Consider the following 23206-nt stretch of genomic DNA (forward strand, 5'->3'; position numbering starts at 1 on the left):
CTAGCGTTAAGGGCTATGATGCAAATAAGTAGTCGTTAATTTAACGGTAGTGAGTAGGAGTGGCGGAAATGGCGGGAAACATCCGAAATACGGTGGTACTGGGAAGTGCCGTTTTGCTGGGCGGGCTGCTGGCGCTAGGGTTGGTATGGAGCGGCAGCTATATCAAAGGTGCCGCAGAAGTATGGCAGCAGTCGTCACGAAGCGTTACGGTGCGCGGTTTAGCCGAGCGCGAAGTGCAGGCAGATTTGGTACTGTGGCCGTTCAATTACAGTGTTAGCGCTAATAGCTTGAGTGACCTTGAGCAGCAGTTATCGAGCGATGAGCAGGCGATTCGCGATTTTCTGGAGGCACAAGGGTTTGCATCGGAGCATGTTAGCTCCACTCCGCCGCGGATTACCGACCAATTTAGCAATCAGTACGGTGGTCAGCGCCCTGGCGAGCGCTACCGCGCCGAAGCAACGCTGCTGCTGCGCTCCCCCGATGTTGAAGGTGTGATCGAGGCAATCCCCAATGCGACTTCACTGGTGCGAGAGGGCGTCCTGCTCTCGCCCAGCTACGAATACCGCACGGAGTTTCTATTTACCGGTCTCGACGCTATTAAACCCGAAATGATCGCGGAGGCCACTGCGGATGCGCGCAACGCTGCACAGCAGTTTGCCGAAGATTCCGGTAGCCAAGTGGGCCAAATTCGTCAGGCGACCCAGGGCTACTTCTCCATCGAGGACTTGGACAGCTACACGCCGCAAACCAAACGAGTTCGCGTAGTCACCACGGTGGACTATTCCTTACAAGATTAGGCCCTAGGCGGCGTTAAGGACGCAGGGGTTAGCCAGTGTAATCAAGGGCGATAATCGTATAAAAAGTGTCGCCATTAGGCGTGAGCACTTTTGCCTCATCCCCTAACTGTTTACCGAGCAGTGCTTTAGCCATGGGAGCATCGATACTGATCCAACGCTTTTTGGTATCGATTTCATCGTGACCAACAATCCGTAGATGTACCTGGTCGCCGTTTTCGTCTTCCAGGCTTACATAGGCGCCGAAAAAAACTTTGCTGGTGTCGGCAGGCAGCCGATCAACAATTTGTAATTCGTCTAAACGCTTTGTCAGGTAGGTCATGCGTGCAATGACGCGGTTAAGTTCTTTCTTGTTATAAGTATAATCGGCGTTTTCACTGCGGTCGCCCTGGGCAGCCGCTTCGCCTACCTTCTCTGAAATAGCCGGGCGTTTAACGCGTGATAGATGATCCAGAATCGCGCGTAAGCGGGCCGCCCCCTCTGCGGTAATCAGGTTACTCTTAGGGGCTTGACGCGGATCTTTTGCTGGGTCGCGCCAGCGGGTCATGTTGCGGCCTTTCATTACCTTTTTCCTATCGTGTTTCGAGCTACCTACCTTACGTCAATTACAGGAAGCTTACCAAGCAACATGCATTGATGAATCATTCAAACGTTCGTTATATTTTTTGCTATATTGGGCAACAGGCCCACCATTCGTAGGCCTACACTGGAAAACAATAATTCAGGAGCATGCATGCGAACTCTCTCTTTTCCACGGATGTCTTTATCACGTTCATTAATTGCCGCCGCCATGGGCAGCGCGTTGGCGCTTTTGCCATTAAGTGCAACAGCCTTTGAGAGCGAGCTATTTTCGCTGAAGAACCGTTGGGAACACACCGTGACAGAAATGCCTGCCAATGAGCGGGAAAGCACCCTCAAGTCTTTGGCTGGCGAAGCGGAGCAGTTAGCTGAGCAGCACAGCGGCGAGGCTGATGTACTGGTATGGCAAGGCATTATCTTGGCTTCCTATGCCCGTGAGCGCGGTGGTCTAGGGGCGTTGGGAACCGCAGGTGATGCACGCGATGCACTGGAGAAAGCGGTAGAAATAGATCCGCAAGGGCTGAATGGTTCAGCGTATGTGACGCTAGGCGCGCTTTACGACCGCGCACCGGGGCGCCCACTCGGTTTTGGAAATAGCGATACCGCTGAACGCATGTTCCAGCGTGCCCTGGAAATCCGCCCTGACGGTATTGATGTTAACTACTACTATGCAGCTTTCTTAAAAGAAGAGGGCAATGAGCAGGGTGCTCGCGAGCACGCCCAGCGGGCAGTAAACGGTACCGCTCGCGACAACCGTCAAGTTTCAGATGAAGCGCTGCGTCGCGATGCCGAGGCACTGCTCAACCAACTGTGATCCGCCACTGAATTGGCATTCCCGGTAGCTAGCATTGATAATAGAGCGATTATCAATACCGGGAGTGCCCTATGGCGTCCAACTCCAAGAACACTTCTTCTCCAAATTCTCAATTGCGAGATGCCCCTTTTCGGAACACGTCGCTTAGCGTGCCGCATTTCAAGCGCGACGATGTTGACCTGCTCAAGCGTGAGACTTTGCATCAAGGTTTTTTTCGCCTCGAAGCCTTAGAGCTTCGCCACCGGCTATTCGAAGGTGGCTGGAGCGCGCCCATGCGTCGGGAAGTGCACAGTCGCTTTGATGCGGTAGGCGTGCTGCTTTACGACCCTGCGCGCGATTTAGTCGTCTTAATCGAACAGTTTCGCGCAGGTGCCGTTGATGATGTGGTTTCGCCCTGGAAGCTCGAACTTGTGGCAGGCTTGGTAGAGGATGGTGAGTCGCTGGAAGACGTGGCGCGCCGTGAAGCGTGGGAGGAGGCTGGTTGTAAAGTGGCCGAACTGACCAAACTTCATACATATTATCCCAGCCCTGGCGCTTGTAACGAGCAAGTGACACTATTTTGTGGTTTGGTGGATTGTCAGGGGCTAGGCGGCATTCATGGCTTAGACGAAGAGCATGAGGACATTCGGGTTCACGTCATGCCTTTTGCCAATGCTTGGGAACTCTTAACGCTAGGGCGGCTCGATAACGCCATGTGCTTGATTGGGCTACAGTGGTTGAATAGCCAACGAGCCTCTTTACGCGCCGCCTCTCAGCGAGCATTGACACAAAGTGAAACAAACGAGGAGTGAACATGGCGAGAACGGCCTATGTCACCGATTTAAAATCGCTCCAAGGGGAGTGCAGCGCCAATTATTTACGTTTGGTGCGCCTGGTGGGCGATATGGAGGCCGGTCAGCGCCGTGATATTGCCCTGCGCGGCAATAAACAGTATTTCGGTGATCTCCACCTTTTTATTCAAGAGCAGGCGCCTTACACCACCATGGTGGATGTTTCCCAGACTGGCCCGCTAGATAATGTTATGGAAGGACCGCGTATGCGCGTACACCTTTATCACGATGTACGCATGGCGGAAGTGACCGACTTTCAGCGTGAGCGACACTTCAGCGGCCGCTACCGTTATCCAAATGCGCGTATGCACCAACCGGACGAAAAACTGCAACTCAATCGGTTTTTAGGCGAGTGGTTAGCGCATGGCCTCGCCCACGGCCATACTGTTGATGTACCGGAGTTGCCCTGATGCGAGTGGTACAGGTTACCGATGCGCATCTCCATGCGGATACCGAGGCGCGTTCCCGCGCGGGTATTCCCTGGCGGCAGTTTCAGCAGGTGTTAAGGGCCGTGACCGCCGAGCACCCCGACATCGTGATTTTTACCGGCGATATCAGCCAGGATGAATCTGCCGCTTCCTACGCATTGGCGGCGCAAGCAATGGCGGCATTGTCTTGTCCCTGGTATTGGCTGCCAGGTAATCACGACCAACTTGCTTTGATGGCTGCCGAATGTCCGCTGGTGGGTGAAGTGGATTTAGGCGCTTGGCGCATGCTGCTGCTCAATACCCAAGTGGAGGGCAAACCCCACGGCGAACTGGGAAGCGAGCGGATAGCTAAGCTCGCTGAACAATTAGAGAACGACGACCGGCCCACGCTGATAGCCATGCATCACCCGCCGGTGGACGTGGGCGCAGTGTGGATGGATGCTATTGGCCTACAAGATCGCGAAGCGTTTTGGGAACTGTTAAGTAACCATTCTCACGTCAAGATCATCCTGTTTGGCCATGCGCACCAAGCCTATGCCCAACATCACCGCAGCGGTGACGCCACCATTGACGTTTATGGTTGCCCAGCCATGGCGGACCAGTTCCTGCCTGGTGCTGAGCAGTTTGCGGTTGATGAAGCATCACGGCCTGGCTACCGGGTTATCGATTTGGCGTATAGCGATGCCCAGGGAAGCGAGTGGCAGAGCTGGATTGAGCGCATTGATTAATAGGCTCATCGCACTATCAATCTTAGATAGGTGATTTAGGAATAAAAAGATAGTTATTAATTCTTTTGGGTTATTATCAACTCGGCGTTACCCTACCTTCATTCGAACGTACATTTTTAGAACTTACACTGCTTTTAGCTTGTGTAATGAGCTTGTTCTTATGAGGTAAGGGGCCATGACCCAATTGTCTACGTTGTCTTTAAAAGAGCGGTCTTCAGAGACGCAAGGGGAGGCTTTTAACGCCCCTAATGCCGCGCGCTTGACCCACCTCAAGCAGTTAGAAGCCGAATCTATCCACATCATTCGTGAAGTCGCCGCCGAGTTCGCCAACCCAGTGATGATGTATTCCATCGGCAAAGATTCGTCAGTCATGTTGCACTTGGCGCGTAAAGCCTTTTACCCCGGTACACCGCCATTCCCGTTGATGCACGTAGACACCACGTGGAAGTTTCGCGAGATGATTGAGTTTCGCAATCGCATGGCGGCAGAAGCGGGTATGGAACTGATCGTGCATACCAATGAAGAAGGTCGTGCGGCCAATATCAACCCCTTCGATCATGGCAGTGCCAAATACACCGATATCATGAAAACCCAGGCGCTTAAGCAGGCGCTGGACAAATACGGATTCGATGCTGCTTTTGGCGGCGCGCGCCGAGACGAAGAGGCATCGCGTGCGAAAGAGCGTGTTTACTCGTTTCGCGATAAATATCATCGCTGGGATCCTAAGAACCAGCGCCCTGAGCTGTGGAATGTGTATAACGCCAAGGTTAATAAAGGCGAATCAATCCGTGTGTTTCCGCTCTCCAATTGGACCGAGCTAGATATCTGGCAATATATTTACTTAGAGTCGATCCCCATCGTGCCTCTCTATTATTCAGCCAAACGTCCTGTTGTTGAACGCGACGGCATGCAAATTATGGTGGATGACGAACGCCTGCCATTAGCGCCCGGCGAAGTGCCCGAACAGAAATCGGTGCGATTCAGAACACTGGGCTGCTATCCGCTGACCGGTGCCGTGGAGTCCGAGGCCGCGACGCTTCCGGAAATTATTCAGGAAATGCTGCTAACCCGCACCAGTGAGCGCAGTGGTCGTGCTATTGACCGTGATCAAGTGGGTTCGATGGAGAAGAAAAAGCGCGAGGGCTACTTCTAATGTCTCACCAATCTAATTTAATTGCCGACAATATCGAGCAGTACCTGCACGAGCACGAAAACAAAGACCTGTTGCGCTTTATCACTTGCGGCAGTGTGGACGATGGTAAATCGACGCTGATTGGCCGGTTGTTGCACGACTCTAAAATGATCTTTGAAGATCAGTTGGCGGCAATCACCCAGGCTTCCAAGACCAGCGGCACCACCGGTGATACCGTTGACCTCGCCCTATTAGTGGATGGCTTGCAGTCTGAGCGCGAGCAGGGCATTACCATTGATGTGGCTTACCGCTTTTTCTCCACGGATAAGCGCAAATTTATTATCGCCGATACACCAGGGCACGAGCAGTACACGCGCAATATGGCGACGGGTGCTTCCACGGCGAGCCTGGCAATTATTCTTATCGATGCTCGCTATGGGGTGCAGACCCAAACCCGGCGCCACAGCTTTATTGCGGACCTGCTAGGCATCCAGCACTTGGTGATTGCGGTCAATAAAATGGATTTGGTGGGTTTCTCAGAGCAGCGCTTTAATGAGATAGTCGATGAATATCGCGCCTTTGCTGAGAACCTGCAGGCACCGGACATTCGCTTTGTGCCCATGTCGGCACTGAATGGCGACAACGTAGTGAATCGCAGTGAACAAACCCCCTGGTATTTTACCGCCGGTTATCAGGCGAAAACGCTGATTGAGTTGTTGGAAAGCGTTGAAATCAGTCGTGATCAGAATCTTAGCGATCTGCGTTTACCGGTGCAGTACGTCAATCGGCCAAATCTCGATTTTCGAGGCTACTGCGGTACCTTGGCTGCAGGGGTGCTGCGCCCAGGGCAGGCGGTCAAAGTGTTGCCCTCGGGCAAAACGTCTACCGTGGCGCGGGTCGTTACCTTTGATGGCGATCTTGACGCGGCTTATCCGGGCCAGGCGATCACCGTCACTCTGGTCGATGAGATCGATATCTCCCGTGGCGATTGGTTAGTGGCGGCGGATAGTGAACTGCCGCTCTCGAATACCTTTAAAGCAGATATTGTGTGGATGCACGAAGAGGTATTAACCCCAGGCAAGCTTTATGATTTTAAACTGGCAACGCGTGATCTGTCCGGCCAAGTAAGCGCGGTTGATTACCAAATCGATGTGAATACCCTGGAAAAGCATGCCACTCATTCACTGGGCTTAAACGCGATTGCTCGCTGTGACGTGGAATTAACCGCGGCTATTCCGGTGGATGATTACCGCACTAGCCCGGGTACCGGCAGCTTTATCATCGTTGACCGGCTGACCAATGTCACCGTAGGCGCAGGGATGATTCGCGGGACGGCGAGTGAATCAGCCTCTGCCACGCCATCCACCGATTGGGCTGCCTTTGAGCGTGACCTGAATGCGCTGGTGCGTAAGCACTTTCCACACTGGGAAGCCAAAGATATCAGCGGTTTGTTTAATCGCTGAGCCGTTGCTAAGCCTGTCGCAAGACGGCACGCCTTCAAGGCGTGCCGTTTTTTTTGGAAAGTACCTTCGCGTGCCAGGCGTTATTCGGCGTTAGGAAAAAATAGCTGCTGGCCATCTACCTCAAAATCCGCAATAGCTTGCTGACCTTCTTCTGAAACGAGCCACTCGTGCCACTGGGCAGCGAGATCGTGCTTCAGGTCTGGGTGTCGCTCTTCAGAGAGCAGTAGGCTACCGTACTGATTGAACAACGCATCATCGCCTTCAAACAGCAGCGTTAAATCCTGTGGATTTTCAAATGCAACCCAAGTGGCGCGGTCGGTAAAGGTGTAGGCATCCATACCTGCTGCGGTATTCAGAGTCGGCCCCATGCCGCTACCCAGCTCACGGTACCACTCGCCCTGTGGTGTCACCCCGGCATCTTCCCATAAACGTAGTTCAGCGCGGTTGGTGCCACTGTCGTCACCGCGTGAAGCAAACGGAGAACCGCTCTCCGCGATACGCTGCATGGCATCGGTAACGGTTTCACTGTCACGAATGCCCGCAGGGTCATCACTCGGCCCAACGATAACGAAATCGTTGTACATCACATTGAGGCGCTCAGTGGCATAGCCGTCGGCCACGAATTTTTCTTCACCGGCGGTGTCATGTACCAAGAGGCTATCGGCATCACCCCGGCGACCGATTTCAAACGCCTGGCCGGTACCTACAGCCACCACACGAACCTCAATGCCCGTCTCTTCGGTGAAGGTGGGGATGATTGCGTCGAACAAGCCTGAATTTTCAGTCGAGGTGGTGGAGGCCAGCGTGATGTAATCATCGGCCGCCATCAGCGCGCCGCTAAAGCTTATTCCCAGGGCGCCGACGGTAATAAATACGGTGGCTTTCTTCATTTTATTGCTCCTTCATCATTATTGATTAGTCACAGAGTTCATGCGTTTCAGGGTTACCAAACCAGCTCTCCCCGAATAAACGCTCCCGCCTCGGAGGAGGTGGGAGCAGTAAAAAAGTCATCGGCAGGCGTATGTTCGATTAACTCGCCGTTATGCAAAAAAAGCACGTCGTTGGCTAAGCGGCGCGCTTGATGTAAATCATGAGTGGTCATAACGATACGTGTGCCGCTGTGGTGAAATTCAAGCACCGCATCCTCAACAGCTTTGATAGCGGCGGGGTCTAACGCAGAGGTCGGCTCATCAAGAAACAATACTTGTGGGTTAAGCAGCCAAGCCCGTGCCAGTGCTAAGCGCTGCTGCTCACCGCCGGAAAGTACCCGTGCTGGCCGTTTGGCCAAGTGCGCTAAGCCAAATTTTTCAAGTGCGCTCATTGCCTGTGTTTTTCGTACTACCCCCTTAAGTTCGGGGCGTGGCGTTTTGTTAATCGCGAGTACGTAGGTTAGGTTTTCGAGCGCAGAACGACGTAACAGCACCGGCCGCTGGAAGACCATGGCTTGTGCAGGTGGCGCACCTTGCCAGCGCACCTTGCCGCTAGTGGGTGTTAACAACCCATGGGCCAGACGCATTAGCAGGCTTTTACCAGCACCATTCGGCCCCATGATCAGCGTTTTCTGGCAACCGGCAAGGCGTAGTGAGATAGGTTTAAGCAGCGTTTGACCGCGATGGTTAAAAGCCACACTATCTAATTCAAGGGTGGGGACCGGGAGAGAGTGAAGTACGTTCATCCCATCCGCCTTTTTGCTGTCTCGCCAATGGTGTGAGCGATCGCGTTAATCATGGTGACCAGGGACAGCAGGATTATCCCCAAGCCTAACGCCATGGGCAGGTTGCCCTTGCTGGTTTCTAACACAATACTGGTAGTCATCACGCGAGTGACGCCATCAATATTCCCGCCGACTATCATCACCGCACCCACTTCCGCACTGGCACGGCCAAAACCCGCCAGTATCACCGTCAGCAGCGCAAAGCGGGCATCCCAGAGTAGGGTTGGAATCATACGGCTGCGTGTTAACCCCAGTGAGTTCAACTGCTCGGCGTACTCGCCGTGGAGTGCCTCAACTTGTTGGCGAGTGAGGGCAGCGATAATGGGCATTACCAGAATCACTTGAGCGATGACCATCGCTGTGGGCGTAAATAGCAGCCCCCATTCACCTAGTGGGCCCGCACGTGAAAGCAGTAGGTAAACGCAGAGCCCGGCGACCACGGGGGGTAACCCCATGAGTGCATTCAGGGCGACAATCACGACGTTACGCCCTGGAAAGCGCCATAGCGCAAGGACGGCGCCTAAGGGCAGTGCTATCAGACTGGCGATAAACACCGCCATTAGCGATACCTGCAGTGAGAGCACCACAATTGAGATTAGCGCGCTATCCATACTCAGGATAAGCGCTAGGGCAGTGCTAAAGGCGTTGTCACTGGTCATCATTGAACGTTGGCGTCATTATTAGGTTCGGTTTGGCATCATCTACCGAATCATGATTGACTGCACCTACGGCTGAAATTAATGCAGTTTTATGCAGTAAAATATTTTCTGCACACATAGCCGCGAGGTGTTATCGCGATGACAGAACGACATACTTATTTAACGACCGCCGAAGTCGCCGACTACCTGCGCTTAAAAGAGCGCAAGGTATATGATCTGGTCAGCCAGGGACTGATCCCCTGTAGCCGGGCAACGGGAAAGTTGCTTTTCCCCCGCCAGCAGATCGACTTATGGGTACTGAGTCACTTGGATGGGGAACAGGCGCAGCGTTCATCCGTGCCACTCGTTGTTGCGGGCAGCCAGGATCCGTTACTCGAGTGGGCGATTCGGGAAAGCGGCTCTGATTTAGCGATGCTTTGCCAGGGTAGCGGGGATGGTGTGCGCCGCTTGCTTGATGGCAAGGCCATGCTAGCCGGTATTCACCTGTTGGACCCTGACACCCAGCGCTATAACGAACCCAGCGCGATTGGTTTAAGCGGAATGCGTGATCTACTAATGGTGCATTGGGCTAAGCGACGTCAGGGATTGCTATTGCCCAGCAATAATCCTTTGAATATCATGGGCCTGAATGACTTGCAGCGCCCCCATGTCCGTGTGGCTCATCGTCAGCCCGATGCCGGAGCGGCAAGATTGCTTAGCTGTTTGTTGCAACAAGCGGGGATTGATAGCTCAGCGCTTAACTGGGCACCGCATGCTTCATTAAGTGAAGATGATTTGGCCCTTAGCATAAGCCAAGGGGAGGCGGATGTAGGGCTTGGCGTAGAAGCCGCTGCTCACCGCCAGCAGTTGGCATTTATCCCGCTACATAATGAACCGTTTGATTTGGTAATGCAGCGGCGCGGTTATTTTGAATCCCCCTTTCAGCGGCTGCTGGCATTCACACATAACGCACGCTTTGCTGAACGCGCCACACAGTTGGGTGGTTACGATATCAGCGAGCTAGGCAAGATCAGTTACAATGCCTAGACGCCTATGAAGATCATTATTTCCACGGTAGAGGGTAGCTTGACGCTGTTACTAAATGCGCCACACTAGTGGGGTGTTGTAAACACACATCATCACGAAAAGGAGAGCATGATGAATCAAGCACTAAATGATAAGCGTGTCGCTATTTTAGCCACCGATGGTTTTGAAGAATCCGAGCTGAGTTCGCCGCGTGATGCCCTTAAACAGGCAGGCGCAGAGGTTCATGTTGTCACGCCTAAGGGTGATGATATTCGTGCTTGGGCAAAAACCGATTGGGGCGATACCTACAAGTCAGATAAAGCCTTGGCCGATGTCAACGAGGCCGATTATCACGCACTGGTAGTACCCGGTGGTGTGTTCAATCCCGATGAGCTGCGAACCAATGAGGACGCCTTAAGCTTTGTTAAAGCGTTCTTCGAGTCTGGAAAGCCGGTGGCAGCCATTTGTCATGGACCTTGGATCCTTATTAACGCCGGTGTAGTGGACGGTCGCCGTATGACGTCAGTGCCCAGCATTGCACAAGATCTACGTAATGCAGGCGCTGAATGGGTGGATGAGCAGGTCGTCGTAGACAGTGGTCTGGTGACCAGCCGTACACCGAAAGACTTGGACGCCTTTAACGCCAAGTTAATCGAAGAGATTCAAGAAGGGCGTCATTCTGGTCAACACGCTTGATGAGCGTACTGCGTCAGTGGGCAAGCTTTGTCAAAAGGCTTGTCCACATTATTGCCAAGCCCATCAAAGGGGACAGTGGTCGTGGTGGAATGGTGGTTCACCCTTACCGTGGCTACGGTTCTCAGCGTGAAGTATTTATTATGGGCAGGGTTTTTCGCCAAGCCGCGCTTGGCAGGGCAATCCCGCGGCGCGGAATGCTGCGCGACACGGCTGATGTGGCGCGACGTATTTTGCGCCGAGGTTTAGCCAATGCGCAGGTAGAAGTAAGGATTGGCAACAATACGCTTTGCGTCGGCACAGATCGAGATGGTTATTTCGATGTGCATTTGCCCATTACTCACTCTCTGCCTATTGATGTCTCCTGGCATCGAGCCGACATCTTAGTCCACTGCCCAGAACAATCGCCGGTGCGTACCCACGTAGAAGTTTACGTGCCGCCGCCAGAGGCTGATTTACTGGTCATCAGTGATATCGATGACACCGTCATGTTCACTGGCGTGGCAGAAAAGCTTAAAATGCTTTATCGATTATTCGTTAAAAAACCCCACCGCCGCACCGCTTTTCCCGGGGTCGCATCGCTCTACCAAGCGTTGCATAGGGGCGTTAGTGAACGTGCTGAGCGGCCAATTTTGTATGTCTCTCGTGGGCCCTGGGCGATATATGAAATGCTCGAAACGTTTTTCCAGATCAATCGCATACCCGTCGGTCCTATCCTGTTTCTACGCGAGTGGGGGATCTCTTGGCGTCGGCCTTGGCCACGGCGTGCGGAAGAACATAAGCGCGACTTGATCGACCGAATGCTTACTCTCTATAGCGACATGCCATGCATATTAATTGGCGACAGCGGTCAGCACGATCCTGAAGTGTATATCGAGATCGTGAAAGCCTATCCGAATCGCATCAAAGCTATCTACATACGGCGAGTAGACAAAGATCCTAAGCGGGAAGAGGCGATCCAACGGCTGCGTGAAGAATTAACCGATACTCACTGCAATTTGGTACTGGCCGTCGATAGCGTGCTGATTGCCGAACATGCCTACGCCCATGGTGATATCTCTAGCCATGGCTTACAGGCAGTGCGCCGTGACGTTGAAGAGCATCGTAACAATCCCGTCTAATAATGCCCGCCTAAGCTGTTGCCAATCCGGGCCACATGGTAAAACGCTACTCTTTGAAGAAACGTGTTTAGCGACTGGGGGCTGCCATGGTTGTTGTGCTGATCATTCTTGCGTTGGCCGTTTTTGTGCTCCCCAATATTTGGGCCAAGTGGGTACTCAAGCGCCATACCCGTGGCCGTGATGATTATCCCGGCACGGGGGCCGAGCTTGCCGATCATTTGTTGCATCGTCTAGGCATTGACGGTGCTAGCGTAGAGCGCACCGAATACGGGGATCACTACGATCCCGAAACGCGCTGTGTGCGGCTTTCTCCGGATAATTACGATGGCCGTTCGCTAACCGCCGTCACAGTGGCTGCCCATGAGGTTGGGCACGCCATTCAGCATTACCAGGGCTATGCGCCACTGATAGCGCGCAGCCGCATGGTGGGGGTTGCTCAAAAAGCTGAAAAGCTCGGTGCTGTATTGATGATGGCGGCGCCTTTTCTGTTCCTATTGACGCGCCTGCCGGGTGGTTTAGCGATAGTCATTGCCATGGCGGTGATTAGCTTTGGCACGGCGGCGGTGGTGCACCTGGTAACGCTGCCGGTAGAGTTTGACGCCAGCTTTAATCGGGCGCTACCACTGCTGAAAGAGTATGTACCACCCTCCGATATGGCGGGAGCCCGGCACGTACTCACTGCCTGTGCGTTTACTTACGTAGCGGCCTCGCTGGCCAGTGTTATGAATCTGGGCCGCTGGCTGGTGATTTTAAGAAGGTAGATAGCTGAGAAGGTAGGTAGCGATACCTTTCATTACCCCCGTAACGCTGATTCAGACCCTGACCCCTGACCCTGACACGCGACCGGGCCCGCCGACGCTGTCAGTGATGGCCGTCAGCAGCGCATCGGCGCGCTGTGCAAGGCCATCGCGGGAAAGCCTGGCCCGGTCACGGGCGGTCACACTGCCAAGCTGTCCGGCATTGGCATCAATGTTGAGCAGCGCGCTATGCAGCGCGGCGTGAATCAGCCGCGCCCCGGCGAGTGCGTCGCTAACAAACTGGTGTTCGATGTGCTCCCCCGTTTGCTGCGTCATTGCCAGGGCCGCCTCACACAGCTGTGCTGTTTTCAGCGGTACCTCGACAGCCGTTTCGGCCGCTGCATGAATGGCGCTGTTACGCTCTTTATCCTCCTTATCGCGGCCGACGGCTGCCATGAACGCCTCAAAGGCAGCCACATCCTCCTGCGCCAGCGGCGCCAGCCGCTGTTTAAGCGATGCGCCCTTATCGATCAGCGCCTGGCGCGGCGCTGTGGCAGCATGATCCTGGCTCAGATGCAGCCCCTTGAGCACGAGCGCCAGACCCAGATCGGCACTGACCACGGCCACGGCGCCGCAGCCGGGCATCGGCTCGCGTGCCACGGTGTCACGAAAATCGCCCAGGCTGTGCTCCCAGAGCGGGACTGGGTTATTCAACATGCTATCCGACATGGCGTCCTTTCCCCTCTTTCAACAGGGTGGTGGCGTGTGCCACGCCACGATTCATGCCTTAAAGAATCCGCTCAAGTGCGGCTTCCAACGCCTGGCGCGTCGCGGGACGCACGCAGCGCGCCTGTTCCTGACCGTTCTTCAAAAAGATCAACGTCGGCCAGAGCTTGACCTGATATGTCCGCCCCAAGCGCTTGCCCTTGCCGTCCTCGACACTGATATGACGTACGCCGGGGTTCTGATCAATCACCTCACGTATCATTGGCTGCGCCGCAAGGCAATAGCCGCACCAGGGCGTGCCAAACTCCACCACTACCGGCCCCTGGCTGGCATCCAGTTCGCTTCGCTTCGGTACGATGCTATCGGGTATGGTCATGTGTTCTCTCCTGAGGTGATGACAGACCCCGCATCCATGGAGGCCTGATTTGTTTCGCGACTGATTAATATAAACGAGATAAACCCGGTTTATTCGCCAATATCACCGCGCGACGCGGTGCGGGGTAGCCTTCAATGGTGCGGCTGCGGTCTTCCGGGTCAAGAAAATCGGCCAGCGATTGGTAGGTCATCCATTCGGTCGAGCGCTGTTCTTCAAGTGTAGTAAGCGCTTCATCGACCACGCGAATGTTGATAAAGCCGCAGCGCTCTAGCCAGTGGCACAGCGCTTTGGAAGAGGGCAGGAAGTAGACATTGGGCATCGCCGCATAGCGCTCGCCGGGCACAAACACCGTCTGTTCGTCGCCTTCCACTACCAGCGTTTCCAAGACCAGTTCGCCGCCGGATGCCAACGCCGCTTTTAGCTGCTGAAGGTGTTCCAGCGGGGCAGGGCGGTGGTAGAGCACGCCCATGGAAAAGACGGTATCGAAAAAGCCCAGGTTCTCCGGCACATCTTCAATGCCCACTGGTAAAAACTGTGTTCTTCCGCCATCAGCACCGCCGACAAAGTGGCGCACCGCCTGAAACTGCCAGTAAAAGCGCGGTGATGGGTCAATCACCAGCACGAAAGCAGCGCCTGCCCCGGCCATCCGCCAGGCGTGGTAACCGCTGCCACCACCGACATCAAGCACCTTGCGGTATTTTAAAGGAGCAAGGTGCGGAGCAACTCTTTGCCATTTCCAATCCGAGCGCCATTCGGTGTCGATATGAATGCCGCCCAGTTGGAAAGGCCCTTTACGCCAGGGGGCGAGCTTTCTCAGTAGGTTAAAGCACTGGCGCTGTTGGCTATCGCTAAGTTCGAGATCAACAGTAACTGTGTCGCTGTTTAAGTCGACGCGCCGCTCAGTGGGTAGTGTAGGCAGTTTGGCGACGGCTTTTTCCCAGGCGGAGAGGTCGCCGTGGCGTTGTCGGTCAAGCCCTTGGGCTAGCTGCTCAGGCAGCTTGGCGAGCCAAGCGGTGAGCGAGGAGTCAAGTGTCGCTTGATCTAAAAACGCTTGATAAATCTCGCGATGATCATCGGATAACGGCGCCACCTTTAACCCTCCTTAAACGCAATCAGCGAGGCAAAGTTAAGGTACTGGAACCAGGTCATCGAACGTGGAAAGCCAGCCTGCTTCAAGCGACAATGGAGGGCGTCGAGGGTATCCGGTACAAGTACATTTTCAAGGGCAGTGCGCTTCTGACTGATTTCCAGGTCGCTGTAGCCGTTAGCACGCTTGAAATCATGGTAGCGCTCAACCCGCCAGGCGTTGTCGCGCTCGTCGGCATCCACGGTTTTCTCTGAAAGAATCAATACGCCACCCGGCTCCAGCGCCGCAAAAAGCCGTGCCAATAGCGCATCGCGATCAGCAGCGGGCAGAAACTGCAGGGTAAAGTTGAGTATGATCATGCCCGAAGGCGCATACTCCAATTTGCGAATATCGGCCTCTTCCACCTGCATGGCATGCTCAGGGCACTCTTGCTGGAAGGTCTGCCGCGCCTGAGCCACCATGGCGGGAGATAGGTCAACGCCTGTATAGCGAAAGGCGTCAGGTGATAGTGCACCTGCGAGTGCCAGTCCAGAGGCGCCCAGTGAGCAGCCCAGGTCATAAACATGGGCGCCATGGCGAAGGTGGCGCTGGGCAATTAGGCTCAGCATGCCCAGAATTTGTCCGTAGCCTGGCACCGAGCGGCGGATCATATCAGGAAAGCAGGCGACTACTTTTTCATCGAAAGAGAAGCGCGCTACGCGGTCAAGGGGTGTTGAAAAGATAGCGTCACGGTAAGATGCATCACTCATGGGCAAGCCGGGATGGTAAATGAGGCTGAGTAGTTTACGCGCCCTTGTTTACGCAGAACAGAGTTAACGCAGAACAGACCTGTCTATCAAACACCCAGGCTACAAGGATCGACGCCACAGGAGAGGGCATATGGCTTCAGCATCAAGCGCTACCCCCGATACGCTACCCGCATGGCAGACGTTAAAGCATCACGCTGAAACGCTGCAGCATGTTCACTTGAAAACGCTGTTTGGAACCGAACCTTCACGCTGGGAAAGCTTTACTCGCCAAGTGGCAGGCTTGACGCTGGACCTTTCCAAACAGCGCTGGGATGACGATACGCTTGAGCATCTATTTACGCTTGCCAGCGAAGCGGGCGTGCCCTCTGCCATTGAGTCTCTTTTAAGCGGTAAACGCGTAAACGTAAGCGAAAATCGTCCAGCGTTACACACCGCGCTGCGCCTACCTGCCGATGCGACCCTTGAGGTTGAGGGTGAAGATATCGTTGCGGCGGTACATGAAAGCCTTGGCCAGATGGAGCGCTTGGTTCGTCGGCTACATGCTGGTCAGTGGCGCGGAGCCACCGGCAAGCCCATTCGTCACGTGGTCAATCTGGGCGTCGGCGGTTCTGATCTTGGCCCGCTGATGGTGACTCATGCCTTGGCAGATTTTCGTCCCAAGGGTATTCATCCTGTTGAGGTACACTTTGCTTCCACCATGGATGGCTCTCAGTTAGCCGATTACCTAAGCCGTTTAAATCCTGAAACCACTATTTTTGTACTGTCGTCCAAGTCGTTTACCACTATTGATACACTCTCTAACGCCAACACGGCCCGTGAATGGCTGCTGGGCCGTTTAGCCCAGCACGGCGCGACACCGATCAGCGCTGAGTTGGTGATACGCCAACACTTTATTGGCGTTTCGGCGAGCCCTGACAAAATGAGCGAATGGGGAATCACGCCTGAGCACCAGTTAACCTTCTGGGAATGGGTAGGCGGTCGTTACTCGTTGTGGGGAACCATCGGCTTGCCCATTGCCCTTGTGGTAGGGATGGACAATTTCCGGGAATTCCTTGCTGGCGCTCACGCCATGGACCGACATTTCTCCGAAGCACCCACGGAAGACAATTTGCCGGTACTGCTAGGGTTGGCAGGCATCTGGAACGTCAATTTTCTGGATATCCGGGCGCACTCAATTTTGCCCTATGACGGACGTCTGGAGTATTTCGCGGCCTACCTTGAACAGTTGGAAATGGAGTCCAATGGCAAATCGGTCACCCGCCAGGGCCAGCCGGTCAACTACTCGACCTGCCCGGTGCTCTGGGGGCAGCTTGGCCCCAATGCCCAGCATGCGTTTTATCAACTGCTGCACCAGGGCACTCAGCCGGTAGTGTGCGATTTTATTGCGCCGCTCAAGCGTTACGATGAGGTGGAAGACCCGGATACCCGACGCCACCTTAAAACCCAGCACCGCTTGGCGTTGGCCAACTGCTTTGCCCAGTCGCGCGTATTGATGCTGGGCGATGATGCGATAGACGATGATGGCCCTCGCCCCGAACATAAGCGTTACCGTGGCAACCAGCCTTCAACCACGGTGCTGCTCGATCAATTGACGCCCGCTACCCTGGGTTCGCTTATTGCCCTTTACGAACATAAAGTGTTTGTGCAGGCGGTGATTTGGGATATCAACCCCTTTGATCAGTGGGGCGTTGAGCTGGGTAAACAGATAGCCACGGACACTCAGAAAATTATCGACCACCAAGGCGACCTGTCGCGCATGGATGCCTCCAGCCGTGGATTGATTGAGGCATTTTGGGCCGCTGAGCAAGAGTCATAACTTACCAGGTTTAGGTCGGGGATGCCCCGGCCTACCTGTAACTAATATGGCTAGATATACAGCTTTTTGCTTTTCCGCTATCCTGTGCCCACTTTGCTAGTGACTACTTGTTTAGTCAGGATGTGTTCTGCGCCGGTGACTGCCAGTGCGACGACACGTATTACCCTTCAGGAATCGACGTTACATGACCCAGTTTGATGCCTCTCAGTACGGCGCGAGTTCCATCGAAGTCCTGTCCGGGCTCGAGCCGGTACGTAAGCGTCCCGGTATGTATACCGACACCACACGCCCCAACCACCTTGCTCAGGAAGTGATCGATAACAGCGTCGATGAAGCGCTGGCAGGCCACGCCACCATGATCAACGTCGTACTGCATAGCGACGGCGGGATCGAGGTGCAAGATAACGGTCGCGGTATGCCGATCGACCTGCATCCCGAGCATGGTGTGTCGGGTGTTGAGCTTATCTTTACCAAGCTTCACTCCGGCGGGAAATTCTCTTCCACCAGTTATCGCTTCTCAGGCGGCCTGCATGGCGTAGGGGTGTCGGTGGTTAACGCGCTCTCGCGTAGGTTGGATGTCGAAGTCACCCGCGACGGCGCGCGTCATGCCATGGCCTTCGAGTTCGGCGAAAAAGTCGAAGAGCTGCATGAAATTGGCAAAGCACCCAAGCGGGCGAGTGGCACCCTGGTGCGCTTCTGGCCGGATGAGAGCTACTTCGATAGTCCCAAGTTAGCGCTCACGCGACTAAAACACTTATTGCGTGCCAAAGCGGTGCTCTGCCCAGGGCTAAAAGTCACGCTGGTAGAACCTGACGGTACCTCCACCGAGTGGGAATTTGCCGATGGCCTGCGCGACTACTTGGTCGAGGCCACCGACGGCTACGAAGTGCTCCCCCGCGAACCTTTCGTCGGCCACTTCAATGACGACGAGCACGGCGTCGATTGGGCGGTTCAATGGCTACCGGAAGGCGGCGAAGCGCTGCTGGAGAGCTATGTTAACTTGATTCCTACCCCCCAGGGCGGCACCCACGTAAACGGCTTTCGTTCGGGGCTGCTGGACGCGCTGCGCGAGTTCTGTGAATACCGCAGCCTACTGCCTCGTGGGATCAAATTGACCGCCGATGACCTTTGGGAGCGCGCCTCTTTTGTGCTCTCGGTGAAGATGCTTGACCCCCAGTTTGCCGGGCAAACCAAAGAGCGGCTTTCGTCGCGAACGATTGCTGGCTTTGTGTCTGGGGTCGTCAAGGACGCTTTCTCGCTGTGGCTCAACCATCACGTGGATCAAGCCGAAGCGATTGCCGAACTGGTCATCAGTGCGGCACAAAACCGCCAGAAAAAAGCTAAAAAAGTCGCCCGTAAAAAGGTGACTTCCGGCCCGGCACTGCCTGGCAAACTGGCGGACTGCTCCGGCCAAGACCCTGCCCAGAGTGAGTTGTTTCTAGTGGAAGGGGACTCGGCAGGCGGCAGTGCCAAACAGGCGCGCAATAGGGAAACCCAGGCGATTCTGCCGCTGCGCGGTAAAATTTTGAATACTTGGGAAGTCGAAACCCACGATATCTATGGTTCCCAGGAAGTCCACGATATCGCCGTGGCCATTGGCGCCGACCCCGGCAGTGCCGATCTGGAAAAGCTGCGCTACCACAAGATCTGCATTCTCGCCGACGCCGACTCCGACGGCCTGCATATCGCGACGCTGCTGTGTGCACTATTTGTGCGCCACTTCCCAAGCTTGGTGGATGCAGGCCATGTTTATGTCGCGATGCCGCCGCTTTACCGTATCGATCTCGGTAAAGAAGTGCACTACGCCCTGGATGAGAGCGAAAAGGCCGCCATTCTCAAGCAACTCGCTAACAAGCGTGGCACGCCCAATGTTCAGCGTTTTAAAGGCTTGGGTGAGATGAGCCCGCTGCAGCTGCGTGAAACCACCATGTCCACGGAAACCCGACGGTTGGTGCAACTGACGTTAACCGATGGCGACGGCACCATGGAAATGATGGATATGCTGCTGGCCAAAAAGCGCGCCAGTGACCGCAAAAAGTGGCTGGAAGATTACGGCAACCTCGCAGACATTGAGGTATAACCCCCGATGACCATGGATATTCAAGTAGCCGAGGGCGACGTCGAACGTCTCTCCCTGCGCGACTACACCGAAAAAGCGTACCTCGACTACTCGATGTACGTCATTCTCGACCGTGCGCTGCCCAATATCGGCGATGGCATGAAGCCCGTTCAGCGCCGCATTATTTACGCCATGCGCGAGCTGGCGCTGCATGCCAACGCCAAGTACAAAAAGTCGGCGCGAACCGTTGGTGACGTGCTGGGTAAGTTCCACCCTCATGGCGATAGCGCCTGTTATGAAGCCATGGTGCTGATGGCACAGCCGTTTAGCTACCGTTACCCATTGGTAGACGGTCAGGGCAATTGGGGTAGCCCCGACGATCCTAAATCCTTCGCTGCCATGCGCTACACCGAGGCCAAGCTTTCTAACTTTGCCGAAGTGCTGTTGGGTGAGCTGGGGCAAGGCACCGTCGATTGGGCGCCTAACTTTGACGGCACTATGCAGGAGCCGCTGGTACTGCCCGCCAAGTTGCCCCATGTGCTGCTCAACGGCGGTACAGGGATCGCGGTGGGTATGGCGACCGATATTCCGCCGCATAATGTGTCGGAAGTGGTCGAAGCCACCTGCCATCTGCTGCGTAACCCGAAGGCCACCACCGCGGACTTGATGGAATTCGTACCTGCGCCGGATTTCCCCACCGATGCGGAAATTATTACTCCTCCGGCGGACTTGCGGAAGCTCTACGAATCTGGCCGAGGTTCGGTCAAACTGCGCGCCCGTTACATCCGCGAAGAAGCCAATATCGTGATTACCTCGGTGCCTTACCAAGTTAGCGGTGCCAAGGTGCTGGAGCAGATTGCCGCCCAAATGCAGGCTAAAAAGCTGCCCATGGTGGCCGACCTGCGTGATGAGTCGACCCACGAGGAGCCAACGCGGCTGGTGATTGAACCGCGTTCTAGCCGTATCGACGTTGAGTCATTGATGGCGCACCTGTTCGCCACCACCGACTTGGAAAAAAACGTGCGGGTGAACATGAACGTGATCGGCCTGGATGGCCGCCCACGGGTGATGCCGTTGCCCGAAATGCTGGGCGAGTGGTTGCAGTTCCGGCGCAGCACGGTGCGCCGCCGTCTAGAGCATCGCTTAGGTAAAGTCGAAGATCGCCTGCATATCCTGGAAGGCTTGCTAATTGCCTACCTCGATTTGGACGAAGTGATCCGCATTATCCGTGAAGAGGATGACCCTAAAGCCTCGCTAATTTCGACGTTTAGCCTCTCTGAGCGTCAAGCTGAGGCCATTTTAGAACTACGCCTACGCCATCTTGCCAAGCTCGAAGAGATGAAAATTCGTGGCGAGCAGGACGAGCTGGAAAAAGAGCGCAAGTATCTACAAGGTTTGCTGGGCAGCGAAGCCAAGCTCACCACGCTGATCGAAAAAGAGATCCGCGCGGCGGGTAAAGAGCACGGCGATGAGCGCCGCTCGCCTCTGGTCGAGCGCGAAGAGTCCAAGGCGCTGTCTGAAGTGGAGTTATTGGGCGCTGATCCGATTACCGTGGTGCTCTCTGATAAAGGCTGGATTCGCGCAGCCAAGGGGCACGATATCGACCCCGAGGGGCTCTCCTATAAAGCGGGCGATAGCTTCCAACTAGCGGCGAAGGGCAAAACCAATCAGCCGCTAGTGCTGCTCGATGACACCGGGCGCGCCTATACGCTCTCGGCGCACAACTTACCCAGTGCGCGGGGCCAGGGTGAGCCGGTGACTGGGCGTGCTAACGTTGCCGCCGGGGCGAAAATGGCAGGGCTGATGTTGGCGCCGCCCGAGCGCCGCTTTGTGCTCGCCACTGACGGCGGCTATGGCTTTGTCGCGCGGCTTGACACATTGACCGGTAAAAACAAGGCCGGTAAAGCAGTGCTTAGCCTGCCCAAGGGCTGCAACGTCATGGCGCCGGTTGAAGTGCCGACAGGTGACGAGTTATGGGTTGCATCAGTCTCTAACGAAGGTCGGCTGCTGCTGTTCCCGTTAGACCAACTCCCCGAAATGGCCAAAGGTAAAGGCAATAAGATGCTTGATATACCCGGCCCAAGAGCAGCGCGCCGGGAAGAGTTTGTCTGCGATATAACGATACTCAATGCTAACGATGCGCTAATAATTCATGCCGGTAAGCGCAAGCTAACGTTAAAGGCTGATGATCTCGCTTATTATCGCGGTGAGCGCGGTCGTCGTGGCAGCAAGTTGCCACGCGGTTTTCAAAAAGTGGACCGATTAGAGGCAGGGGAGTAACTAATGGCAGGAGCTAATTGATGGCACGCGGTGATTTGATCCTAACCGTATTAGCGCCGCAGTTAACAGCGGATATCCAGTCCCAACTAGACGCTCTGTTGGTGCAATTCAGCCTTCAGGAAAAGAGCACACAGCGGCTTGCTGAAAGCTCGTTGCCGGATGGCAAACACGTTGACTGTATTGAGCAGCGCTTGGTCGGTGACGATATAGACATCGAAGAAGTACGCCATGCCGCTCTGGTGCTAAGCGAAACTCTGGGTGTGGATATCGTTATCCAGGATGATGTCCGTGATCAGGTTTGTCATCGTTTGATCTGTTTCGATATGGACTCAACGCTTATTAAAGCCGAAGTCATCGATGAATTGGCGCGCCGTCATGGGGTCGGTGACGAAGTCGCTGAAGTCACTGAGCGCGCGATGCGCGGTGAGCTGGATTTCAAGGCGAGTTTTCGCGAACGGATGAGTAAGTTGGCCGGTTTGGATGAGTCCGTGCTCGCTGAGATCGCTGACGATTTGCCGTTGATGGATGGCGTCGAACGCCTGATGGCTAACCTTAAGCGTTTAGGGTATCGCACCGCGATTCTTTCCGGCGGCTTTACCTACTTTGCGCATTGCTTGCAGGACAAGCTTGGCTTTGATGAGGTCCATGCAAACGAACTGGTGATCGAAAATGGCAAGGTCACTGGCGACGTGCGTGAACCGATTGTGGATGCTGAGCGCAAAGCCGAACTACTCGAGGCGATTGCACTTCGGGAAGGCTTTACGCTGGCGCAGACTATTGCAGTGGGCGATGGGGCGAACGATCTCAAGATGCTTGCCAAGGCGGGCATGGGGATTGCGTTTCGGGCAAAGCCGATGGTGCGTGCCCAAGCGCGTCAGGCAATTTCTACCGCAGGCCTTGACGGTGTGCTCTATCTGTTGGGCCACTGCCAGCAGGACTTAACTCCGTAAAAAATAACAACAAGAATCATGACTGGCAAAAAGCAGGCGGCGAGTCTAAGCGACGCCTGCTCATTATTTTATAGCGTATCAGCCATGGCCTTTATCCGGATGCGGTACTGGCTTGTCGCCTACTTCTTCAGGTCTAAGTTCAACAGGTTCACCCTGGGTTATGTCGATATGTTTTAACCGAAGGTGCAAGCCAGACTTGGCCAACAGGTGGGCGCTTACCGGCGCGGTAATAAACAGGAAAAGCGTAATCAACATTTCCTGAATATCCGGTTTACTGTCCACGCTCCAAAAATAGAGCATTGAGGCGAGCAGCATACAGCCGATACCCAATGTGGTCGCCTTGGTAGGGCCGTGTAGGCGCATATAGAAATCACGCAGGTGGGCCATTCCCAGCGAGCCGATAAACACAAAAATGCCGCCAGCAATCAACAATAGCGAAATAATGGCTTCAACAATTACGGACATA

The 23206-nt window shown here is 54.8% G+C and carries 24 protein-coding genes; 15 read left to right on the forward strand and 9 right to left on the reverse strand.

Features of this window, described 5'->3' with window-relative positions; all coding sequences use genetic code 11:
- The first annotated feature begins 68 nt into the window (after positions 1-68).
- Positions 69-797: an SIMPL domain-containing protein gene (locus ACUVOF_RS14545; protein WP_447045054.1), complete on the forward strand. Its 729-nt coding sequence runs from the start codon at positions 69-71 to the stop codon at positions 795-797.
- A gap of 28 nt (positions 798-825) precedes the next feature.
- On the opposite strand, the gene greB is transcribed toward ACUVOF_RS14545, so the two are convergent.
- A complete protein-coding gene (gene greB, locus ACUVOF_RS14550; RefSeq protein ID WP_447045055.1) occupies positions 826-1356 on the reverse strand; it encodes a transcription elongation factor GreB in 531 nt (176 codons plus the stop codon).
- A 171-nt stretch (positions 1357-1527) separates the two neighbouring features.
- Between greB and ACUVOF_RS14555 the strand changes: the two genes are divergently transcribed.
- From ACUVOF_RS14555 to cysN, 6 genes are all read left to right on the forward strand, one after another.
- Positions 1528-2187 carry a hypothetical protein gene (locus tag ACUVOF_RS14555; protein WP_447045056.1) on the forward strand — a complete coding sequence of 220 codons (660 nt, stop codon included), beginning with the start codon at positions 1528-1530 and terminating at the stop codon, positions 2185-2187.
- A gap of 71 nt (positions 2188-2258) precedes the next feature.
- The gene (locus tag ACUVOF_RS14560; RefSeq protein ID WP_447045057.1) at positions 2259-2978 is read left to right on the forward strand and encodes an NUDIX domain-containing protein; all 720 of its coding nucleotides are present in this window, start codon (positions 2259-2261) and stop codon (positions 2976-2978) included.
- Positions 2979-2980: 2 nt separating this feature from the next.
- On the forward strand, positions 2981-3427 hold the full coding sequence (locus tag ACUVOF_RS14565; RefSeq protein WP_113268271.1) for a DUF1249 domain-containing protein: 447 nt from the start codon (positions 2981-2983) through the stop codon (positions 3425-3427).
- A complete protein-coding gene (locus tag ACUVOF_RS14570) occupies positions 3427-4173 on the forward strand; it encodes a metallophosphoesterase (RefSeq protein WP_447045058.1) in 747 nt (248 codons plus the stop codon). Before ACUVOF_RS14565 ends, ACUVOF_RS14570 begins: the two co-directional genes overlap by 1 nt.
- Positions 4174-4348: 175 nt before the next feature.
- Positions 4349-5326, forward strand: a complete 978-nt coding sequence (cysD, locus tag ACUVOF_RS14575; protein ID WP_447045059.1) for a sulfate adenylyltransferase subunit CysD — start codon at positions 4349-4351, stop codon at positions 5324-5326.
- Positions 5326-6768, forward strand: coding sequence for a sulfate adenylyltransferase subunit CysN (gene cysN / locus ACUVOF_RS14580; protein WP_113268269.1), 1443 nt, complete (start codon positions 5326-5328; stop codon positions 6766-6768). Before cysD ends, cysN begins: the two co-directional genes overlap by 1 nt.
- A gap of 80 nt (positions 6769-6848) precedes the next feature.
- Here the strand turns inward: cysN and ACUVOF_RS14585 are convergent, their stop codons facing one another.
- From ACUVOF_RS14585 to ACUVOF_RS14595, 3 genes are read right to left on the reverse strand one after another with little or no spacing between them, the layout of a single operon-like run.
- Positions 6849-7658 carry a substrate-binding domain-containing protein gene (locus tag ACUVOF_RS14585; RefSeq protein WP_447045060.1) on the reverse strand — a complete coding sequence of 270 codons (810 nt, stop codon included), beginning with the start codon at positions 7656-7658 and terminating at the stop codon, positions 6849-6851.
- 53 nt (positions 7659-7711) lie between these two features.
- Positions 7712-8443 (reverse strand): ATP-binding cassette domain-containing protein, encoded by a 732-nt coding sequence (locus ACUVOF_RS14590; protein ID WP_447045061.1) that lies wholly within the window; start codon positions 8441-8443, stop codon positions 7712-7714.
- Positions 8440-9144, reverse strand: coding sequence for an ABC transporter permease (locus ACUVOF_RS14595; protein ID WP_447045062.1), 705 nt, complete (start codon positions 9142-9144; stop codon positions 8440-8442). The genes ACUVOF_RS14590 and ACUVOF_RS14595 overlap by 4 nt, the downstream gene beginning before the upstream one ends.
- Before the next feature lie 135 nt (positions 9145-9279).
- Between ACUVOF_RS14595 and ACUVOF_RS14600 the strand changes: the two genes are divergently transcribed.
- From ACUVOF_RS14600 to ACUVOF_RS14615, 4 genes are all read left to right on the forward strand, one after another.
- A complete protein-coding gene (locus ACUVOF_RS14600) occupies positions 9280-10167 on the forward strand; it encodes a substrate-binding domain-containing protein (RefSeq protein WP_447045063.1) in 888 nt (295 codons plus the stop codon).
- Between the two features lie 111 nt (positions 10168-10278).
- Entirely contained in the window at positions 10279-10842 is a 564-nt protein-coding gene (locus ACUVOF_RS14605; RefSeq protein ID WP_447045064.1) for a type 1 glutamine amidotransferase domain-containing protein, read from the forward strand.
- Positions 10842-11960 (forward strand): App1 family protein, encoded by a 1119-nt coding sequence (locus ACUVOF_RS14610; protein ID WP_447045065.1) that lies wholly within the window; start codon positions 10842-10844, stop codon positions 11958-11960. Before ACUVOF_RS14605 ends, ACUVOF_RS14610 begins: the two co-directional genes overlap by 1 nt.
- An 86-nt stretch (positions 11961-12046) precedes the next feature.
- On the forward strand, positions 12047-12721 hold the full coding sequence (locus ACUVOF_RS14615) for a zinc metallopeptidase (RefSeq protein WP_447045066.1): 675 nt from the start codon (positions 12047-12049) through the stop codon (positions 12719-12721).
- Positions 12722-12772: 51 nt separating this feature from the next.
- Here ACUVOF_RS14615 and ACUVOF_RS14620 read toward each other — a convergent pair whose 3' ends face one another.
- The 4 genes from ACUVOF_RS14620 to cmoA form a co-directional block, all read right to left on the reverse strand.
- Positions 12773-13426: a cyclodeaminase/cyclohydrolase family protein gene (locus tag ACUVOF_RS14620; protein WP_447045067.1), complete on the reverse strand. Its 654-nt coding sequence runs from the start codon at positions 13424-13426 to the stop codon at positions 12773-12775.
- 58 nt (positions 13427-13484) lie between these two features.
- Positions 13485-13799 carry a thioredoxin family protein gene (locus ACUVOF_RS14625; RefSeq protein ID WP_447045068.1) on the reverse strand — a complete coding sequence of 105 codons (315 nt, stop codon included), beginning with the start codon at positions 13797-13799 and terminating at the stop codon, positions 13485-13487.
- Positions 13800-13863: 64 nt separating this feature from the next.
- The gene (gene cmoB, locus ACUVOF_RS14630; protein ID WP_447045069.1) at positions 13864-14889 is read right to left on the reverse strand and encodes a tRNA 5-methoxyuridine(34)/uridine 5-oxyacetic acid(34) synthase CmoB; all 1026 of its coding nucleotides are present in this window, start codon (positions 14887-14889) and stop codon (positions 13864-13866) included.
- Between the two features lie 2 nt (positions 14890-14891).
- A complete protein-coding gene (gene cmoA, locus ACUVOF_RS14635) occupies positions 14892-15635 on the reverse strand; it encodes a carboxy-S-adenosyl-L-methionine synthase CmoA (RefSeq protein WP_447045070.1) in 744 nt (247 codons plus the stop codon).
- A gap of 130 nt (positions 15636-15765) precedes the next feature.
- Here cmoA and pgi point away from each other — a divergent pair, with 130 nt between their 5' ends.
- The 4 genes from pgi (at position 15766) to serB (ending at position 22740) form a co-directional block, all read left to right on the forward strand.
- On the forward strand, positions 15766-17451 hold the full coding sequence (pgi, locus tag ACUVOF_RS14640) for a glucose-6-phosphate isomerase (protein WP_447045071.1): 1686 nt from the start codon (positions 15766-15768) through the stop codon (positions 17449-17451).
- A 184-nt stretch (positions 17452-17635) separates the two neighbouring features.
- On the forward strand, positions 17636-19531 hold the full coding sequence (parE, locus tag ACUVOF_RS14645; protein WP_447045072.1) for a DNA topoisomerase IV subunit B: 1896 nt from the start codon (positions 17636-17638) through the stop codon (positions 19529-19531).
- 6 nt (positions 19532-19537) lie between these two features.
- Positions 19538-21790 (forward strand): DNA topoisomerase IV subunit A, encoded by a 2253-nt coding sequence (parC, locus tag ACUVOF_RS14650; RefSeq protein WP_447045073.1) that lies wholly within the window; start codon positions 19538-19540, stop codon positions 21788-21790.
- Positions 21791-21810: 20 nt separating this feature from the next.
- On the forward strand, positions 21811-22740 hold the full coding sequence (gene serB / locus ACUVOF_RS14655; RefSeq protein WP_447045074.1) for a phosphoserine phosphatase SerB: 930 nt from the start codon (positions 21811-21813) through the stop codon (positions 22738-22740).
- Positions 22741-22818: 78 nt separating this feature from the next.
- Here serB and ACUVOF_RS14660 read toward each other — a convergent pair whose 3' ends face one another.
- On the reverse strand, positions 22819-23205 hold the full coding sequence (locus tag ACUVOF_RS14660; RefSeq protein ID WP_447045075.1) for a Na+/H+ antiporter subunit G: 387 nt from the start codon (positions 23203-23205) through the stop codon (positions 22819-22821).
- Position 23206: the final 1 nt, after the last annotated feature.

It is taken from the genome of Vreelandella sp. H-I2 (assembly GCF_052959335.1).

Coding starts and splice junctions, on each gene's coding strand:
- ACUVOF_RS14595 (WP_447045062.1), bottom strand. CDS start 9,144: ATGATGACCAGTGACAACGCCTTTAGCACTGCCCTAGCGCTTATCCTG.
- ACUVOF_RS14625 (WP_447045068.1), bottom strand. CDS start 13,799: ATGACCATACCCGATAGCATCGTACCGAAGCGAAGCGAACTGGATGCC.
- ACUVOF_RS14590 (WP_447045061.1), bottom strand. CDS start 8,443: ATGAACGTACTTCACTCTCTCCCGGTCCCCACCCTTGAATTAGATAGT.
- ACUVOF_RS14610 (WP_447045065.1), top strand. CDS start 10,842: ATGAGCGTACTGCGTCAGTGGGCAAGCTTTGTCAAAAGGCTTGTCCAC.
- pgi (WP_447045071.1), top strand. CDS start 15,766: ATGGCTTCAGCATCAAGCGCTACCCCCGATACGCTACCCGCATGGCAG.
- ACUVOF_RS14615 (WP_447045066.1), top strand. CDS start 12,047: ATGGTTGTTGTGCTGATCATTCTTGCGTTGGCCGTTTTTGTGCTCCCC.
- ACUVOF_RS14605 (WP_447045064.1), top strand. CDS start 10,279: ATGAATCAAGCACTAAATGATAAGCGTGTCGCTATTTTAGCCACCGAT.
- serB (WP_447045074.1), top strand. CDS start 21,811: ATGGCACGCGGTGATTTGATCCTAACCGTATTAGCGCCGCAGTTAACA.
- ACUVOF_RS14545 (WP_447045054.1), top strand. CDS start 69: ATGGCGGGAAACATCCGAAATACGGTGGTACTGGGAAGTGCCGTTTTG.
- ACUVOF_RS14585 (WP_447045060.1), bottom strand. CDS start 7,658: ATGAAGAAAGCCACCGTATTTATTACCGTCGGCGCCCTGGGAATAAGC.
- greB (WP_447045055.1), bottom strand. CDS start 1,356: ATGAAAGGCCGCAACATGACCCGCTGGCGCGACCCAGCAAAAGATCCG.
- cysN (WP_113268269.1), top strand. CDS start 5,326: ATGTCTCACCAATCTAATTTAATTGCCGACAATATCGAGCAGTACCTG.
- ACUVOF_RS14570 (WP_447045058.1), top strand. CDS start 3,427: ATGCGAGTGGTACAGGTTACCGATGCGCATCTCCATGCGGATACCGAG.
- ACUVOF_RS14555 (WP_447045056.1), top strand. CDS start 1,528: ATGCGAACTCTCTCTTTTCCACGGATGTCTTTATCACGTTCATTAATT.
- parC (WP_447045073.1), top strand. CDS start 19,538: ATGACCATGGATATTCAAGTAGCCGAGGGCGACGTCGAACGTCTCTCC.
- cysD (WP_447045059.1), top strand. CDS start 4,349: ATGACCCAATTGTCTACGTTGTCTTTAAAAGAGCGGTCTTCAGAGACG.
- ACUVOF_RS14660 (WP_447045075.1), bottom strand. CDS start 23,205: ATGTCCGTAATTGTTGAAGCCATTATTTCGCTATTGTTGATTGCTGGC.
- ACUVOF_RS14600 (WP_447045063.1), top strand. CDS start 9,280: ATGACAGAACGACATACTTATTTAACGACCGCCGAAGTCGCCGACTAC.
- parE (WP_447045072.1), top strand. CDS start 17,636: ATGACCCAGTTTGATGCCTCTCAGTACGGCGCGAGTTCCATCGAAGTC.
- ACUVOF_RS14560 (WP_447045057.1), top strand. CDS start 2,259: ATGGCGTCCAACTCCAAGAACACTTCTTCTCCAAATTCTCAATTGCGA.
- ACUVOF_RS14620 (WP_447045067.1), bottom strand. CDS start 13,426: ATGTCGGATAGCATGTTGAATAACCCAGTCCCGCTCTGGGAGCACAGC.
- ACUVOF_RS14565 (WP_113268271.1), top strand. CDS start 2,981: ATGGCGAGAACGGCCTATGTCACCGATTTAAAATCGCTCCAAGGGGAG.
- cmoA (WP_447045070.1), bottom strand. CDS start 15,635: ATGAGTGATGCATCTTACCGTGACGCTATCTTTTCAACACCCCTTGAC.